Source organism: Clostridium sp. CF012 (assembly GCF_018861755.1).
GTDB lineage: Bacteria > Bacillota > Clostridia > Clostridiales > Clostridiaceae > Clostridium_AD.
This window is the reverse complement of sequence record NZ_JAHLEF010000008.1, coordinates 164,392-178,361: the sequence shown is the minus strand read 5'-3', so window position 1 is coordinate 178,361 and position 13,970 is coordinate 164,392. Positions and strand designations below refer to the sequence as shown.

Sequence of the window (13,970 nt, the reverse complement as noted above, 5' to 3'; positions counted from 1 at the left end):
ACTAGTAAGATAAGAAATAAAAGTGAGAATATTAAAGTTGAGCTTTCAGATGTTGGATTATAATTTTCTGTAGTAGATAGCATTATTATTAAACGTTACAATCTAAGGTTTGTGACGTTTTTATTTTGTTATGAATTAACAAATTATACTGAAGCAACTAAAATAATATATGGTACAATGCTAAATACTATTTGGGGAGGTGTTGTAATATCCGAAATAGAGGATTTATTTAAAGATGTAGAAATTTTAAAAGAAAGTTATTTTTTTAATCGAAGATAAAAAAGGTAATTTAGTTGATTCAGAGGTAGTGAATATAAGTAAAATTTTAAATGCATCATTAAATCAATATAATAAGGTTTTAGAAGAGAAATTAAATAGATAGAACTAACTGAGGCAGTTGAAAGAGTGCATTTAATACTATATTAAATTACAATTATTTTATCTTATTTTTCCTATACATTATATCCCTTTTTTCGCTACAATTAGCAATGGAAGGAGGGGTATTATGCCATCAATAGAAATAATATATAGAATTGAAAAACTTAGAGCTTTGATGTATAAGCTAATGAACGAAAAAGAAAAGCTAACTGACCCCGAATTAGTAGCACTTAGCCAAAGGCTAGATGATCTACTAAATGAATACGATAAATTGTTAGAGGAAAGTTAATAATTTATCGTATCAAATTAATAGACACAAAAACTAAGAGGACTTTCATAGTCCTCTTTTTGATGTCTAAAAATATAAAAAGGTAGGTGAAGTAAAAATGAATAGCGAAACTATAGAATTAAAAATAAATGAACATGCTGAAACTTTAAAAGAACACAGTAGGGAAATAGATAATTTAAAACAAGATGGTAGGGAATTTAAAACAGAGATAAAAAATCTATGTGAAAATATTAAGAGTTTAACATCAACGATGAAATGGTTTATGGGGATTTGGGTAACAAGCTTACTTGGGTTCTTTTTTTATGCAATCCAAAGTGGATTATTTTAGAATTTAGGGAGGGATATATAAATGATTATTTCATATGATTATCGTCATGGAACAGGAAATGACAGAGGTGCAAGTGGTTATGTTATAGAAGAAACAGTAGTGAGAGAGTATGGAAATATATGCGTAAATGAACTTATAAGAAATGGTCATACATTAGTGAATTGCACTCCGAGTGGAAATATGACGTTACAAGAATCTTTATCTTATAGAGTGAAAAAATCTGATGCTAGTGGAGCAGCATTACATTTATGTTTTCATGCAAATGCATTTAAAAGTACAAATGATGCAATGGGTTCAGAAATGGAAGTAGCCAGTGATGCAGGTGCAAAATATGGACAATCCATTTTAACAGAAGTATGTAAATTAGGTTTTAAATCAAGAGGAGTAAAAAGACCTTCATTATATGTAACTGGTCATACTAAAGCAATTTGTGTGCTATTAGAACCGTTTTTTGTAGATAGTAAAGCAGATTGCAATTTATATAATCCTAATAGTATGGGATTTGCAATAGCAAAGGGTGTAATTCATATCATAGGTGGAACAGTTAAAGTGGAGACTAAGCCTATTATAAATAGGATACTTGAATTACAGAAGGTTTGTAATCGAGTAGGGATAAGAGGTGCTGACGATAAGGCATTAATAGAAGATGGACTTGATGGATTAAATACTCAGAGTGCTAAGAGTAAATTAAAAATATACATAGACAATATATTGTCGTAGGAGGTTTATTAAAATGGACAAGAGCAAATTAAAAAATGTAGGACTTTGGGTTTCAATATTTGCATTTATCGGATTAATTTTAGGTAATTACGGATTATATGCAGTTATAGGATTAACAGCAGTTTCTTATAAAATGTTAGTAGATGCTTTATTAGGTATATTAACACTTGCAGGAATATTAAGTAATCCTAACACAGAAAATAAAGGATATTTAGATGATAAATAATAATTAATAAGGTATCGGGATTTTTCCTTATACCTTATTTTTTTTGTATTTAGATTAATGTATATATGAGCATAGATATTACTAGAATTAAGATTAAGATTAATGTATATATTAATGTAGATTTTTGAAATTAAAATAATGCAATGTATACCATCATGAAACAGTTGATTTCAGCCGATTTATAATGGTATACTATGATTACATGATGGTTTATGTATGTATTCCATAATGGTATATATCAATTAATAAGGCTTACAATGATACCAGATAACATGATACCTGTTAGCTTAGAAGGCGCAGGTAAGGTACAAAGGCTTATAGATATGCTTGAAGATGATGACGATGTACAAGACGTTTATCATAATGCAGAGTTCCCTGAGGAATTTGAGGGATAAGTAAGCGATTTCAATGGTTTAGAAGAAATTTGGATTGATTAAAAGATGAGGTTTGACTACGACATATGTACAAAAACTCATTAGACTATGACAAATGTTAAATAGTCAATCCTCTACACGATGATATACGTAAAATCACTCTTAAAGTTGTATGAAAACAACAATAGGGGTGATTTTTTTATGCAATTAAATGATGTATTGAAAGAATTTTTATTTGAAATTAAGATTAGGAACTATTCACCAAAGATACAGAAGGGATACAAAAATAATAATGCACTATTTCACACTTGGGTAGACCATGAGTACAAAATACTAGAACTTGAAGATGTTACACATCTGCACATCAAACAATATGTCACATATAAGATGAAAGTTTACAAAATAGATGAAGCAGTTAATAGAATGACATTAACGCCTATTAATTTAGGTGTTTTTATTTTTCTTTTGGAATTGATTTACAAAGGATAAGACTTCCTTATATAGAATTATGTAGTGTATATGCAGTTTTATAGAGGGGAGGCGAAAATATGGATGAAGAATATTTGAAGGAAATTACAATAGCAGCAATAGAAAATGGATTGATTAAAAATAAAGCAAATAGTGAAGAAATGGCAATAGAAATAGCTAAGTTTATAAACACGCTTAGAAATGAATGTAACAAATAAGATGGTAATAGTATTATGATAGTAATTTTTAGAAAGTATCCATTAACTTGGGTGCTTTTTATTTTGTGAAAGTATTAGAGGATTTTAATTCTAAGGATTGGATAAGGGTTAGAGATAGTTTGATTGTTAGTTGTTATGGTATGGATATCGTTGAGTATTATAGGACAGGTTTAGTAACACAAGGTTATACTGTTCATCATATAATTGAGCTAAGTATCCCCCTATAATAAGGTTTTTGTTGATTTAAAAAGGTCGCGGTGATTAAGGGCACGTAAGTAATGTCAGAGGCTATGAAAGAAAAAACTAGTGAAGTGACAGACGAAACATTTTATATATATCTGGAAGTGTTTTTTTATTAGAATTAAAAGATATTTAAAAAGAATCCTTAAACAAATGCTCAGAGAAATATCGTGAATTGTAGTCTGCTACTTAACCTTGGAGCTAGAGTTTTGTGTTCCAAGGTTTATTATATTCCTATTAAGTACTTACGTAATTACTTTGCAAAATTTTCATAATATATATTAAAGTATGGCATAATAAATGTATAAAGATTAGGGTTCAAACTGAAGAAGGTATCCCAAGAGAGGTTTAAAAAAATATATAAATAAAAGGTGTGTGAAAAATGAATAAATTAGAAAAACTAATAGATGAAGGATATAAGGTAAAAATCGAATCAAGTTCTAAATTTTGTTTAATTTTAAATGATGAAGTACCATACATGCGTTTTAATTCGGATAGCATAGAGGAAGCTATTGATTTAGCTTATGATTTTGTAAAAGAAGAGAAAAAAGTAGCAGATAAAACTAAACTAGAAAAGCAAATAACAGATTATAAAATTATAATTGATGTACCAGAAACACAAGAATTAAAAATTAATGAAGATATTCTTAACGGAGAATTTAAGACTACGACTACTATTAGATTGTATACAGATGTTTTGGGACAGTTTAAAGATTTCTCAGAGAAATATAAAGAGTATAAGAGCATGGATTTGATTAGCATGGCACTTTTAGAATATATTGAGAAATACAAATAAAAATAAAAGTCTATACTAATAGAAAATAGCAGATATTTTACAAAAGAGCAGTATGATATTTGAAAAAGAATTATGGATATTCAAGTAAATTCAACTGATGGATCTGAAATGATAAACGTATTCTTTTGTTGCTGTTGGAATTAAAAATCAGAGCAAAATACCGATAAAATTTGAAGGTGAAAATTTTAATAAAATATAATAAGGTTGTCTGTAGTATAAAAGATAAATCATAAGGACATAATTTAAAAGCAATTACTCTGAAGGGAAGGATGACCTTATGATGTTCAACAAAGTAGAAATATGTGGAGTAAATACCTCGAAATTGCCTGTTTTAAAGGAAAAAGAAAAGAAAGAGTTACTACTAAGGATACAAAATGGCGAGTATGAGTGTAGAGAAAAATTTATTGAAGGGAATTTAAGGTTGGTCTTAAGTGTGATAAAGCGCTTCAATAATAGAGGAGAAAACGTAGATGATTTATTTCAAGTAGGCTGTATTGGGTTAATGAAATCCATTGATAACTTCGATTTAAGTCTAAACCTTAGATTTTCAACATATGCAGTACCCATGATTATAGGGGAAATAAGAAGATACTTAAGAGATAATAACTCTATAAGAGTTAGTAGGTCATTAAGGGATATTGCATATAGAGCATTACAAGTTAGAGATAGATTGGTAAATCAAGACAACAAGGAACCAACTATATCTCAAATAGCTAAAGAATTACAATTACCAAGGGAGGACGTAGTATTTGCACTAGATGCTATACAAGATCCAGTATCCTTATTTCAACCAATTTATCATGATGGTGGAGATGAAATCTATGTGATGGATCAAATAAGCGACACTAAAAACTCAGATGATAGTTGGCTTGAAAATATATCAATTAATGAGGGAATGAAAAAATTAAAAGATCGAGAAAAGTTAATTTTAAATCTGAGGTTCTTCGATGGAAAAACTCAAATGGAAGTAGCTGATGAAATAGGTATATCACAAGCACAGGTATCTAGAGTAGAAAAAAACGCATTAAAGCATATGAGAAAGTATGTATAGGGTCCTTAAGTGGGACCCTTTTTTTGTAGAACTGTTTATGCAAAGGAAAACACTTCTTTACTAATTTAAGGATATATTTTGAACAGCACAGGTGAGATACCTGTGTTGTTTTACCTCAAGTTACAATTTTGATACATCTTATTCTATTTAACAATGGTAAAATCATAGTAGGAATAATATGAGGAGAAGATTATGATGAATAATGAAAAATACGGAGTGGTTTTAGGTGGCGGAGGTGCTAAAGGAGCATATGAAATAGGAGTTTGGAAAGCTTTGAATGAATTGGACATTCATGTGGAAGTAGTTGTAGGCACCTCTGTGGGGGCTTTAAATGGAGCTATAATGGTGCAAGGAGATTATGATATAGCTTATAACCTTTGGAATGATTTGACCATGAGCAAAATTATTAATTTTGGACAAGAAAAGGATATATTAACACAAAAAAACTTAAGCTTAGCGTCAATTATTAATACTATAAAAAATTCATTTTTATTAGGGGGTATGGATGTCACTCCATTAAAAGAACTATTATTCAAAGTGATTGATGAAAAGAAAATAAGAGAATCAAAAATTGATTTTGGCATTGTCACGTTTTCTTTAACAGATTTTAAACCAATAAATATTTTTATAAAAGATATTCCTGAAGGTAAGCTTATAGAATATTTGCTTGCAAGTTCATGTTTTCCTACGTTCAAACCTCAAATTATTGATAAGAAAAGATATGTAGATGGAGGGATATATGATAATATACCTATTTCATTAATATTTGAGAAAAGTAAAAACATCATCCTAGTAGATGTTTCTGGTCTAGGTAGGATAAAGAAGGTTGATACAAGCAATAATAAAATTATCTATATTAAGAATTCTGAATACCTTGGAAGAACACTTCAGTTTAATATAGAAAACTCTAAAAACAATATAGAAATTGGTTATTTTGATACTCTCAGGGCGTTTGGGAGGACAATTGGAAAACAGTACTACATTGTAAATTCTGATACTTGTAATGAGAGTAAGAATGAATATGTTAAGGATTTACAATTAAGAGAAATCGAAAAAATATATGCATTCTATGGAGTAAATATAAATGAAAGTACTTCTAATATTGTAAGTAGCATTAAATTTAGACTACTAAGAAAAATAAGAAAATATGTAACGGGTGAATTAAATGCACAAAGTGTCATTATTTCTATGGCCGAAATATGTTCAGAATGTTTAGGAATACATAGAATACAGCTATACAGTTTAGAGCAACTAATTGATGAAATTATGAAAGAATATGAAAATTATAAAAAAGTAACATTAGAAGCAAATAATATCCTTTTAATAAGTAAAGTTGACAATCTCAATAAGGCTCTGGTATTTTATGAACCAAATATAAATGAAATATCCCCCCTTATAATTAAAACAAGAAGTTTTATTGCCTTAAGTCAACCTAAATATGCAATAGCAAATTTATTTTTTTCATTATTACTAAGTAGAAAATCAGATTCGCTAAAACAGTAGGAAAGTAATTCTAGAATCTATTGAAAATGAACTAAAAGCCAGTAAATCAAAATAAATAAAGAATAATAACACTTAGATTTTTTTAGTGTTATTATTCTTCATTTATATTATAAAGTCCAGGGTATATTCTGTATTCAAAGTATTATACTTTTCTACAAGATCTTGTAGTGTAACAGCATCCATAACTTTATTAACTTGCTCATTAACCTTTTGCCATACCATGGTGTTTATGCAAACTTTTATTGTTTTATCAATTCCTAATGCCCCATCATCATCGCCAGTAATACTTAAATCACCTTCAAGAATTCTTAAAACTTCTCCTACAGTGATTTTTGAGGCTTCTTTTGCTAGGGTATAACCACCCTGTGATCCCCTTGCACTTTTTACAAGCTTAGCCTTTCTAAGTACTGAGAACACTTGCTCTAGGTAATTTTCTGATATGTCTTGTCTTTCAGCGATAACCTTTAGGGGAATATAGTTTCCCAATGAATTCACAGCGATATCAACCATTGCCCTTAAACCGTATCTTCCTTTTGTAGAAATATTCATGGTGTGTTAATTCTCCTTATCTATTTAAAATATACAAATAACGCATAATGTAATATTTATTCACTAAAAAAATCATACTATATTGAAAAGAATAAGTCAAATTCAGGTCCATCTAAATAATTACTCCACATAGGCTTTTAACATATCTAATTTTTTTATCATAAGTAGCTTATTACCTTTATGGCTTATAATACCTAATTCTTCAAATATACTAAGCTTCCTACTTATGGTTTCCCTTGTTACTCCCACGTAGCTTGCCATTTCTTCTTTACTAATAGGTAGTTTAACTTGCAATCCTTCTGGAGTGGTCACCCCATATTTTTCTGTAAACTCTAAAAGCATATAGGCTATTCGAATTTCAGCATCGTTAGTAGCCAGATTCTGAGCTAGATTTTCAGTGTCACTGAGACGTTTCGTGATTACCTGTAGAAGCTTTAAAGCTATTTGCGGATTATCCTTAAGAATTTCATCCATGTTTTGTTTTGTTAGTGTACATATCTTTGTGTCTGATATAGCATAAACGTCAAAATTATAGGTTTCATTATTGTTGAAAAGACTCAATTCTCCAAAAAAATCTCCACTAGTTAAGATATGAACAATTTGCTCTTTACCGTCCTTGGTGAGCTTTGAGATCTTTACTCCACCTTCATTGATTATAAATAAGGTATCAGATTTCTCACCCTCGTGGCATAGTATAGATCCTTTCTTGTAAGATTTATGCCCAGTCATATCCACTATTTTTTTTAGTTCCTCATCAGACAGGAAAGAAAATATGGGTACTTTTTTAGCGCAAAGAGTAGTATTACAATTTGTACAATTACACTGTTCCATGTATATATCACCTACCAAATGTATTTTTAATTTTTATTTAACTTATTTTATAATAACATTTTTAGCTTAAACTGCCTAATCATTATTAAACAGAGTTTATACTTTTTTTATATTTTGATTTAAATCATATTTAATAAAGATAAAAGATTGTAAGATAAGAATATAGAAAGAAAGCTAAGCCAGGATAAATAAAATTTAGGAGGGAAATATAATGGAAAATAATATAATGTTAAATAAAGATATATTTTGGGTAGGGAAGGTCGATGATAGAGATGTACCATTTCATAGATTAACACTTACCAAGGGAACCACTTATAATAGTTATTTATTAATGACTGAAAAGCCTACAATAATTGACACTGTTGATATGAAATTTGGAAGAGAGTTTGTAGAAAACTTAAAAAATATAATAGATCTTGAAAAGATAGCGTACATTGTAATAAACCACACAGAGCCAGATCATTCTGGTGCACTTGGAAGTTTAGCTACATTTGCCAAAAACGCTGTAATTGTATGTTCAAAGCTTGCGGTAATTGAACTTAAGGAAATGTATAAGCTTCATAAAAGGGAGTTTATAGTTGTAGGAGATGGGGATACTCTTGATATAGGAGGTAAGACTCTTAGTTTTATAGAAACACCATATCTTCATACTGCAGAAACCATGGTAACCTATTGCGTAGAAGATAAAATTTTATTTTCTTGTGATATATTTAGTACTCATATAGCAAACTATGAATATTTTAATGATAGTGCAAAAGAAGATATTAAAAATGATTATATTGGTTATTACAATTTAATAATGCATCCTCATAGAAGGTATGTTCAAAACATGATTGAAAAAATTAAACCACTGGATATAAAGATGATAGCCCCCTCCCATGGATTTATTCTTAGAGAGGATGTAAAAAGCTATATAGATATTTATGACACTATGAGTAAAAACACAAATATAAGCAAAAAAGCACTAGTTTTATACTCCTCAATGACAGGTAGAACAAAGAAAATCGCCTCATTTATAGTGGAAAAATTTCAAGAACAATGTATAGTTTCAGAAGCTATAGATATTAATAGTGCGCCAAGGGAAGAAGTTATACACGCTATTAGTGAAGCTCAAGCAATTTTCTTTGGAACTTCTACAAAATATGCAGATATGATTGGCAATATGGAAGAGCTCCTAAAAAGTCTTAGTACAATAAATCTAGAAAATAAGTTAGGAGCTGTTTTTGGATCTTATGGCTGGAGTGGAGAGGCTATAGAAGTAGTTCAAGACTATCTAAAACAAGCCAACATTAAATTATTAAACACTTCTGATATAATAAAGGAGACTGGAATGATTGATATACAGTTACCTATAAGGATTAGGTTTGCACCCACTGAGGAAGATTTAAAGAATATTGAAAGGGCTGTTATATATACTACTGACTTATTGCTAAGTACAATTTAAATATAGGCCCATGATATTCATGGGCTTTTATTTAAATTGATTTATTGACCCTTTAAAACTATAAATTTTCAAATTCATTTAATGTTTTTAACTTGTTCTCAACTTTCATTTTCTCAACTCTTATACTATCTAATTGCTGCATTAGTTTTTTGTTTTCAACTTTTAAGGTTTTGCTAGAAGTGTGCTGTAGGCCAGTCTCTGCGAGGTCTAATGAATATTGCAGTTCTTGTTCAAGTTTGCTTTTATAAGTTTCTTCGAATTCTTTTTCCACCTGAGTTAGCTCTTCATTTAGAGTTGTTTTCATACTGTCAATAACCTGCCTAGATACTTCTGACTTGATTTGTTCTTCAGTTTTCATATTAGTTTATCTCCTTATAGTTTATTGATTTAACGGTTTTATCTATACTATTAGGGTGCTCATTAATTTTTTTAGTATTCTTTAAAAGAGTAGTTAATGTGCCTTCATTGGATATTTTAAATTCCCTATGAATATAAGTTATACTATATTCCACTCTTCTATAAGGAATCTTCAAAAAAAGGTATTAATTTCACAATATAAGGCAAAATAAAGAAAATGAAACTAATAGTATAATGATATAAACGAAGGGGAGAGTTGTGTGAAAAATGAACAGTGCATAAAGATTATTCCACTAGGTGGACTTGGAGAAATAGGTAAAAATATAACGGCTTTTGAATATCAGGAGGAAATTATTGTTATAGACTGTGGTATATCCTTTCCAGATGAGGAAATGTATGGTGTGGATTTAGTAATTCCGGATATATCTTATTTAAAAAATAATGCAGAAAAAGTTAAAGGTATTTTTTTAACTCATGGACATGAGGATCATATAGGAGCATTACCCTACATTTTAAAGCAATTAAATGTACCTGTTTATGGCACAAAGCTCACATTAGGTATTGTAGAAAATAAGTTAAAAGAACACAATATGTTAACTGGTTGTGAACTACATAATGTAAATGCTGGAGATATAATAGACCTAAAAAATTTTAAAATAGAATTTATAAGGGTCACTCACAGCATAGCTGACTCCTGTGCTATTGCTATTCACACACCACTGGGTGTTATATTACATACTGGTGACTTCAAAATTGATTTTACCCCCATTGATGGATTAGTCATGGATCTAGAACGTATTTCGAATTTAGGTAAAGAGGGCGTAATGCTTCTTATGGCGGATAGCACAAATGTAGAACGGGAAGGCCATACAATTTCAGAAAAAGCCATAGGAAAGACTTTAACTAGAATACTTTCTAATGCTGAGGGAAGAGTTATTGTAGCCACATTTGCCTCAAACATTCATAGAATGCAGCAGATAGCAGATGCCTCTGTAATGTATGATAGGAAAATTGTTTTTAGTGGAAGGAGTATGGAGAACATCTCGCAAGTTGCTATGGACCTAGGATATCTTCATATACCAGAAGGTTTTATTATAAGAATGGATGATATGAGAAATTACAACAATAAAAACATTACAATAATAACTACTGGAAGTCAAGGAGAACCAATGGCAGGCCTTGCTAGAATAGCTTTTGCTACCCATAGAAAAATTGCCATTGAACCAGAGGACTTGTATATTATTTCTGCATCTCCAATTCCTGGAAATGAGAAACTTATATCTAGAGTAATTAATGAATTATTCAAAAAAGGGGCAGAGGTAATTTATGAGGATTTAGAAGAAGTGCATGTATCCGGTCATGCCTATCAAGAGGAATTAAAATTAATTCATGCCTTAGTTCATCCTAAATATTTTATGCCAGTTCATGGCGAATACAGACATATAAGGCAGCATGCTAAATTAGCACAACAATTGGGTATGCAATCCGAAGATACATTTACTATGGAAACCGGGCAAGTATTAGAAATTACAGAGGATGAAGCTAGAGTAGCAGGGCGAGTACAGACTGGCTCTGTATTTGTAGATGGTTTAGGGGTGGGGGACGTAGGAAGTATTGTGCTTAGAGATAGAAAGCACTTAGCAGAAGATGGAATGCTCACAATAGTAGTTACCTTAGAAAGGGAATCTTATAGTATTATTGCAGGTCCAGATATAATCACTCGTGGATTTATATATGCAAAAGAATCAGATGAATTAATTAGTGAAGTAAAAGAAATTGTTAGGATTGAACTTAATAAATGCTTAGATAATAAAATTATTGAATGGTATGTATTAAAATCTAATATGAAAAAATCCGTAGAGCGCTATTTATACCAACAAACAAATCGTAGACCAATTATTTTCCCTATTATTATGGAAATTTAAGAAATACCCACATGGCAATTGGGATATAATTGGTGGCATCAAATATTAAAAGCTGAAGGTTTAATGACCCTCAGCTTTTAATGTTTTTTATTAATAATGAACTCTAACTAACCAAAATTTAATGCTTTTATCGCTCCATCCAAGATCCCAAGGTACTTTATTTCTATCTGAATTATGACAACTAACCAAGGAGTATCCTTTTGAATCAGCACCAGTCACAACAGAAATATGAGTAATGTCATTTTTCTTTTCATAGGCAACAAAATCCCCTGGAAGTAGTTTATAGCTAGCTTTGTATACTTTCTCGTAGCTACCATATGCAATTACTGATGCTCTACCACTATTTGTCATGTATCTTTTAAACCCATCTGCGTTGAGCCAACCACTTGTTGCTCCATTTTTATCATAGTTCCAAGCAGAATTTTGTCTGAACTTTCCACCTTCAAAAAGAATTTGTGATGCAAAGTTTGCACAATCACCACCCTCAGGATTATAGTCTCTATATTTTTTATTGTACTTATATTCAAATTCTGCGGTACTTGCAGCACCACAATATTTATCAGCATATTCTATTGCTTTGGTTCTTCGCTTGTCTATTGTAGATAAATCTCTTGCAGTTTGAGATAATATATATTGTTGTATAGAATCTGCCTTAATATTATCTAAATTTAATGAATCGCCAAATGGATCTTTATACCATTCTTTAGAAATTATCCAAGAATCATCTTTACTAGTAAGTTTTAAAATGTGATAGGTTCCAATTCTCGAGGTGTTTTCTAATTCTGGCTGATTTATATATACATACTTATATTCTGTGGAACACAATAGGTAAATAGAAAAATTATCAATATTACCTTTAATAGTTTTTATAATTATAGTTGGCGTAATATCTGTAAACTTAACTCCTTGTTTTTGTGCCCAATTGTTAATATAATTCATCTTTCTTTTTTCATATTCATAGGCCCAGGTTCCATATTTTGTGTTCATGTTATAAATTGATTTTACTAATTCTAAATTACCACTTAATATAGCTTTATTTCTCCTTTGAAAAATTTGATCTATATAACTAGTAACCTCTTTCTTTTCTTCATCTGTGGCAGCATAGGTGTGGTTAGGAGCACATAGCTGTATGAACAAAAGAAGCATTATAAATATAAGCATTCTAATTTTGGACCATTGTAAATTTTCTCCTTTAAAAAAATTCATAATTTTGTACTCCTATTATTTTATTAATGCATCAATTTTTTCTATAGCATTTTTTATAGCCAATTGTTGTAATGGTGCACCTTCATACCATGATTTTGTTGAATCCATAATATTTGTAAAGTAGCGTGCCTTTAAAATTATTTCAGGCCTATACTCAAAATGTAGGATATCAAAGTGCGACCATTTACCGCCCCAAACAAAGCCGTTGTTTTCAAAAGTTTCTACAAGTTCACTGGCATAGGAAGCTAATCTTTTTTCTCCTGCTTCTTTAGAAGCCCATTTCCAATAATCTCTTTTATCACTAGCAAGATCTATAGCAATTCCAAAAGCATGAGGACTTAATCTGTTTGTCCCTGAGATTACGCGGTAATTAAAAGTACCGCTGCAGGGAAGAAGGCATTTTCTCACATTTTGGTTTGTTTGTGAAAGGGGAAGTAATTCTTTCATAACAACTTGCAGTGAACTCGCTGCACTATTACTCCCATTGAATTGATAATTACTGTATCCAATCTTAACTTTTGTAAGTCTAGATTCTATATCTTTTTTAGAAGACCCATATACTTCAGTTAATAATCCATAAGACCGCCCACGACCAGGGTCGTAATCTGTCCTCATAATACTTCTAATTGGTGAAAGGGGATAAAGTTGTTCTAGAGTATCTTGAAGATCAGGGCTTATTAGTTTTTCTTGTGAGTTTTTCCTTATTTTATCATCGTAAACTAACTTTTTCCCTGACTTCAGCACTAAATACATATTTCCATTTTTCTCTTCAATATTTGTGATATATTCAGGATAAGCTATCATTAGGCATAGAAGGTCTTGCTTCATTGTTACCTTATATATATTAGTATTTTCTTCAGTGAAAATAGTATTTGCAACAGGTGATATTGTTATATTTACTATGTTGCATACTAAACAAGCAACAAAGATTAAAGCAGAGTGTTTCTTCATAATAATATCTCCTTTATAAAAATACTTTTGCTATATATAATTGCCTATAGATTATTATTATATGTGTGGATAAACATGCCAGGTGACACTCACATAACATGTGGCAAGAGACATGT

The 13,970-nt window shown here is 30.3% G+C and carries 18 protein-coding genes and 1 pseudogene; 14 read left to right on the top strand and 5 right to left on the bottom strand.

Annotated elements, in window-relative coordinates:
- Positions 1–259: 259 nt before the first annotated feature.
- From KPL50_RS27725 to KPL50_RS10405, 12 genes and pseudogenes are all read left to right on the top strand, one after another.
- A complete protein-coding gene (locus tag KPL50_RS27725) occupies positions 260–382 on the top strand; it encodes a Spo0E family sporulation regulatory protein-aspartic acid phosphatase (RefSeq protein WP_309245167.1) in 123 nt (40 codons plus the stop codon).
- 123 nt (positions 383–505) lie between these two features.
- Positions 506–667 (top strand): aspartyl-phosphate phosphatase Spo0E family protein, encoded by a 162-nt coding sequence (locus KPL50_RS10455; RefSeq protein WP_216298396.1) that lies wholly within the window; start codon positions 506–508, stop codon positions 665–667.
- A gap of 97 nt (positions 668–764) precedes the next feature.
- Positions 765–995, top strand: coding sequence for a hemolysin XhlA family protein (locus tag KPL50_RS10450; protein WP_216298395.1), 231 nt, complete (start codon positions 765–767; stop codon positions 993–995).
- Positions 996–1,016: 21 nt separating this feature from the next.
- A complete protein-coding gene (locus tag KPL50_RS10445; RefSeq protein WP_216298394.1) occupies positions 1,017–1,715 on the top strand; it encodes an N-acetylmuramoyl-L-alanine amidase in 699 nt (232 codons plus the stop codon).
- A 13-nt stretch (positions 1,716–1,728) separates the two neighbouring features.
- On the top strand, positions 1,729–1,941 hold the full coding sequence (locus KPL50_RS10440) for a holin (protein ID WP_216298393.1): 213 nt from the start codon (positions 1,729–1,731) through the stop codon (positions 1,939–1,941).
- 251 nt (positions 1,942–2,192) lie between these two features.
- Positions 2,193–2,336, top strand: a pseudogene (locus tag KPL50_RS10435) (YebC/PmpR family DNA-binding transcriptional regulator); the annotation flags it as partial.
- Between the two features lie 180 nt (positions 2,337–2,516).
- Positions 2,517–2,804: a hypothetical protein gene (locus KPL50_RS10430; RefSeq protein WP_216298392.1), complete on the top strand. Its 288-nt coding sequence runs from the start codon at positions 2,517–2,519 to the stop codon at positions 2,802–2,804.
- A 59-nt stretch (positions 2,805–2,863) separates the two neighbouring features.
- On the top strand, positions 2,864–3,001 hold the full coding sequence (locus KPL50_RS10425; protein ID WP_216298391.1) for a hypothetical protein: 138 nt from the start codon (positions 2,864–2,866) through the stop codon (positions 2,999–3,001).
- 65 nt (positions 3,002–3,066) lie between these two features.
- A complete protein-coding gene (locus KPL50_RS10420; RefSeq protein WP_216298390.1) occupies positions 3,067–3,228 on the top strand; it encodes a hypothetical protein in 162 nt (53 codons plus the stop codon).
- 395 nt (positions 3,229–3,623) lie between these two features.
- Positions 3,624–4,037, top strand: coding sequence for a hypothetical protein (locus tag KPL50_RS10415; RefSeq protein ID WP_216298389.1), 414 nt, complete (start codon positions 3,624–3,626; stop codon positions 4,035–4,037).
- A gap of 277 nt (positions 4,038–4,314) precedes the next feature.
- Positions 4,315–5,088, top strand: a complete 774-nt coding sequence (sigG, locus tag KPL50_RS10410; protein WP_216298388.1) for an RNA polymerase sporulation sigma factor SigG — start codon at positions 4,315–4,317, stop codon at positions 5,086–5,088.
- 192 nt (positions 5,089–5,280) lie between these two features.
- The gene (locus tag KPL50_RS10405) at positions 5,281–6,591 is read left to right on the top strand and encodes a patatin-like phospholipase family protein (protein WP_216298387.1); all 1,311 of its coding nucleotides are present in this window, start codon (positions 5,281–5,283) and stop codon (positions 6,589–6,591) included.
- Between the two features lie 102 nt (positions 6,592–6,693).
- On the opposite strand, the gene KPL50_RS10400 is transcribed toward KPL50_RS10405, so the two are convergent.
- Together KPL50_RS10400 and KPL50_RS10395 are read right to left on the bottom strand one after the other, a co-directional pair.
- Complete coding sequence (locus tag KPL50_RS10400; protein ID WP_216298386.1) at positions 6,694–7,140, bottom strand: Rrf2 family transcriptional regulator; 447 nt, start codon at positions 7,138–7,140, stop codon at positions 6,694–6,696.
- Between the two features lie 120 nt (positions 7,141–7,260).
- Positions 7,261–7,971 (bottom strand): Crp/Fnr family transcriptional regulator, encoded by a 711-nt coding sequence (locus tag KPL50_RS10395; RefSeq protein ID WP_216298385.1) that lies wholly within the window; start codon positions 7,969–7,971, stop codon positions 7,261–7,263.
- Between the two features lie 211 nt (positions 7,972–8,182).
- On the opposite strand from KPL50_RS10395, the gene KPL50_RS10390 reads away from it, so the two are divergent.
- Positions 8,183–9,415, top strand: coding sequence for an FprA family A-type flavoprotein (locus KPL50_RS10390; protein ID WP_216298384.1), 1,233 nt, complete (start codon positions 8,183–8,185; stop codon positions 9,413–9,415).
- Between the two features lie 58 nt (positions 9,416–9,473).
- Here the strand turns inward: KPL50_RS10390 and KPL50_RS10385 are convergent, their stop codons facing one another.
- Positions 9,474–9,773 carry a hypothetical protein gene (locus KPL50_RS10385; RefSeq protein WP_216298383.1) on the bottom strand — a complete coding sequence of 100 codons (300 nt, stop codon included), beginning with the start codon at positions 9,771–9,773 and terminating at the stop codon, positions 9,474–9,476.
- 259 nt (positions 9,774–10,032) lie between these two features.
- Here KPL50_RS10385 and KPL50_RS10380 point away from each other — a divergent pair, with 259 nt between their 5' ends.
- Positions 10,033–11,697 carry a ribonuclease J gene (locus KPL50_RS10380; RefSeq protein ID WP_216298382.1) on the top strand — a complete coding sequence of 555 codons (1,665 nt, stop codon included), beginning with the start codon at positions 10,033–10,035 and terminating at the stop codon, positions 11,695–11,697.
- A gap of 90 nt (positions 11,698–11,787) precedes the next feature.
- On the opposite strand, the gene KPL50_RS10375 is transcribed toward KPL50_RS10380, so the two are convergent.
- Together KPL50_RS10375 and KPL50_RS10370 are read right to left on the bottom strand one after the other, a co-directional pair.
- Positions 11,788–12,903, bottom strand: a complete 1,116-nt coding sequence (locus KPL50_RS10375; protein ID WP_216298381.1) for an amidase domain-containing protein — start codon at positions 12,901–12,903, stop codon at positions 11,788–11,790.
- Between the two features lie 15 nt (positions 12,904–12,918).
- The gene (locus tag KPL50_RS10370; protein ID WP_216298380.1) at positions 12,919–13,854 is read right to left on the bottom strand and encodes a M15 family metallopeptidase; all 936 of its coding nucleotides are present in this window, start codon (positions 13,852–13,854) and stop codon (positions 12,919–12,921) included.
- Positions 13,855–13,970 lie beyond the last annotated feature (116 nt).

Coding starts and splice junctions, on each gene's coding strand:
- KPL50_RS10455 (WP_216298396.1), top strand. CDS start 506: ATGCCATCAATAGAAATAATATATAGAATTGAAAAACTTAGAGCTTTG.
- KPL50_RS10450 (WP_216298395.1), top strand. CDS start 765: ATGAATAGCGAAACTATAGAATTAAAAATAAATGAACATGCTGAAACT.
- KPL50_RS10445 (WP_216298394.1), top strand. CDS start 1,017: ATGATTATTTCATATGATTATCGTCATGGAACAGGAAATGACAGAGGT.
- KPL50_RS10440 (WP_216298393.1), top strand. CDS start 1,729: ATGGACAAGAGCAAATTAAAAAATGTAGGACTTTGGGTTTCAATATTT.
- KPL50_RS10430 (WP_216298392.1), top strand. CDS start 2,517: ATGCAATTAAATGATGTATTGAAAGAATTTTTATTTGAAATTAAGATT.
- KPL50_RS10425 (WP_216298391.1), top strand. CDS start 2,864: ATGGATGAAGAATATTTGAAGGAAATTACAATAGCAGCAATAGAAAAT.
- KPL50_RS10415 (WP_216298389.1), top strand. CDS start 3,624: ATGAATAAATTAGAAAAACTAATAGATGAAGGATATAAGGTAAAAATC.
- sigG (WP_216298388.1), top strand. CDS start 4,315: ATGATGTTCAACAAAGTAGAAATATGTGGAGTAAATACCTCGAAATTG.
- KPL50_RS10405 (WP_216298387.1), top strand. CDS start 5,281: ATGATGAATAATGAAAAATACGGAGTGGTTTTAGGTGGCGGAGGTGCT.
- KPL50_RS10400 (WP_216298386.1), bottom strand. CDS start 7,140: ATGAATATTTCTACAAAAGGAAGATACGGTTTAAGGGCAATGGTTGAT.
- KPL50_RS10395 (WP_216298385.1), bottom strand. CDS start 7,971: ATGGAACAGTGTAATTGTACAAATTGTAATACTACTCTTTGCGCTAAA.
- KPL50_RS10390 (WP_216298384.1), top strand. CDS start 8,183: ATGGAAAATAATATAATGTTAAATAAAGATATATTTTGGGTAGGGAAG.
- KPL50_RS10385 (WP_216298383.1), bottom strand. CDS start 9,773: ATGAAAACTGAAGAACAAATCAAGTCAGAAGTATCTAGGCAGGTTATT.
- KPL50_RS10375 (WP_216298381.1), bottom strand. CDS start 12,903: ATGAATTTTTTTAAAGGAGAAAATTTACAATGGTCCAAAATTAGAATG.
- KPL50_RS10370 (WP_216298380.1), bottom strand. CDS start 13,854: ATGAAGAAACACTCTGCTTTAATCTTTGTTGCTTGTTTAGTATGCAAC.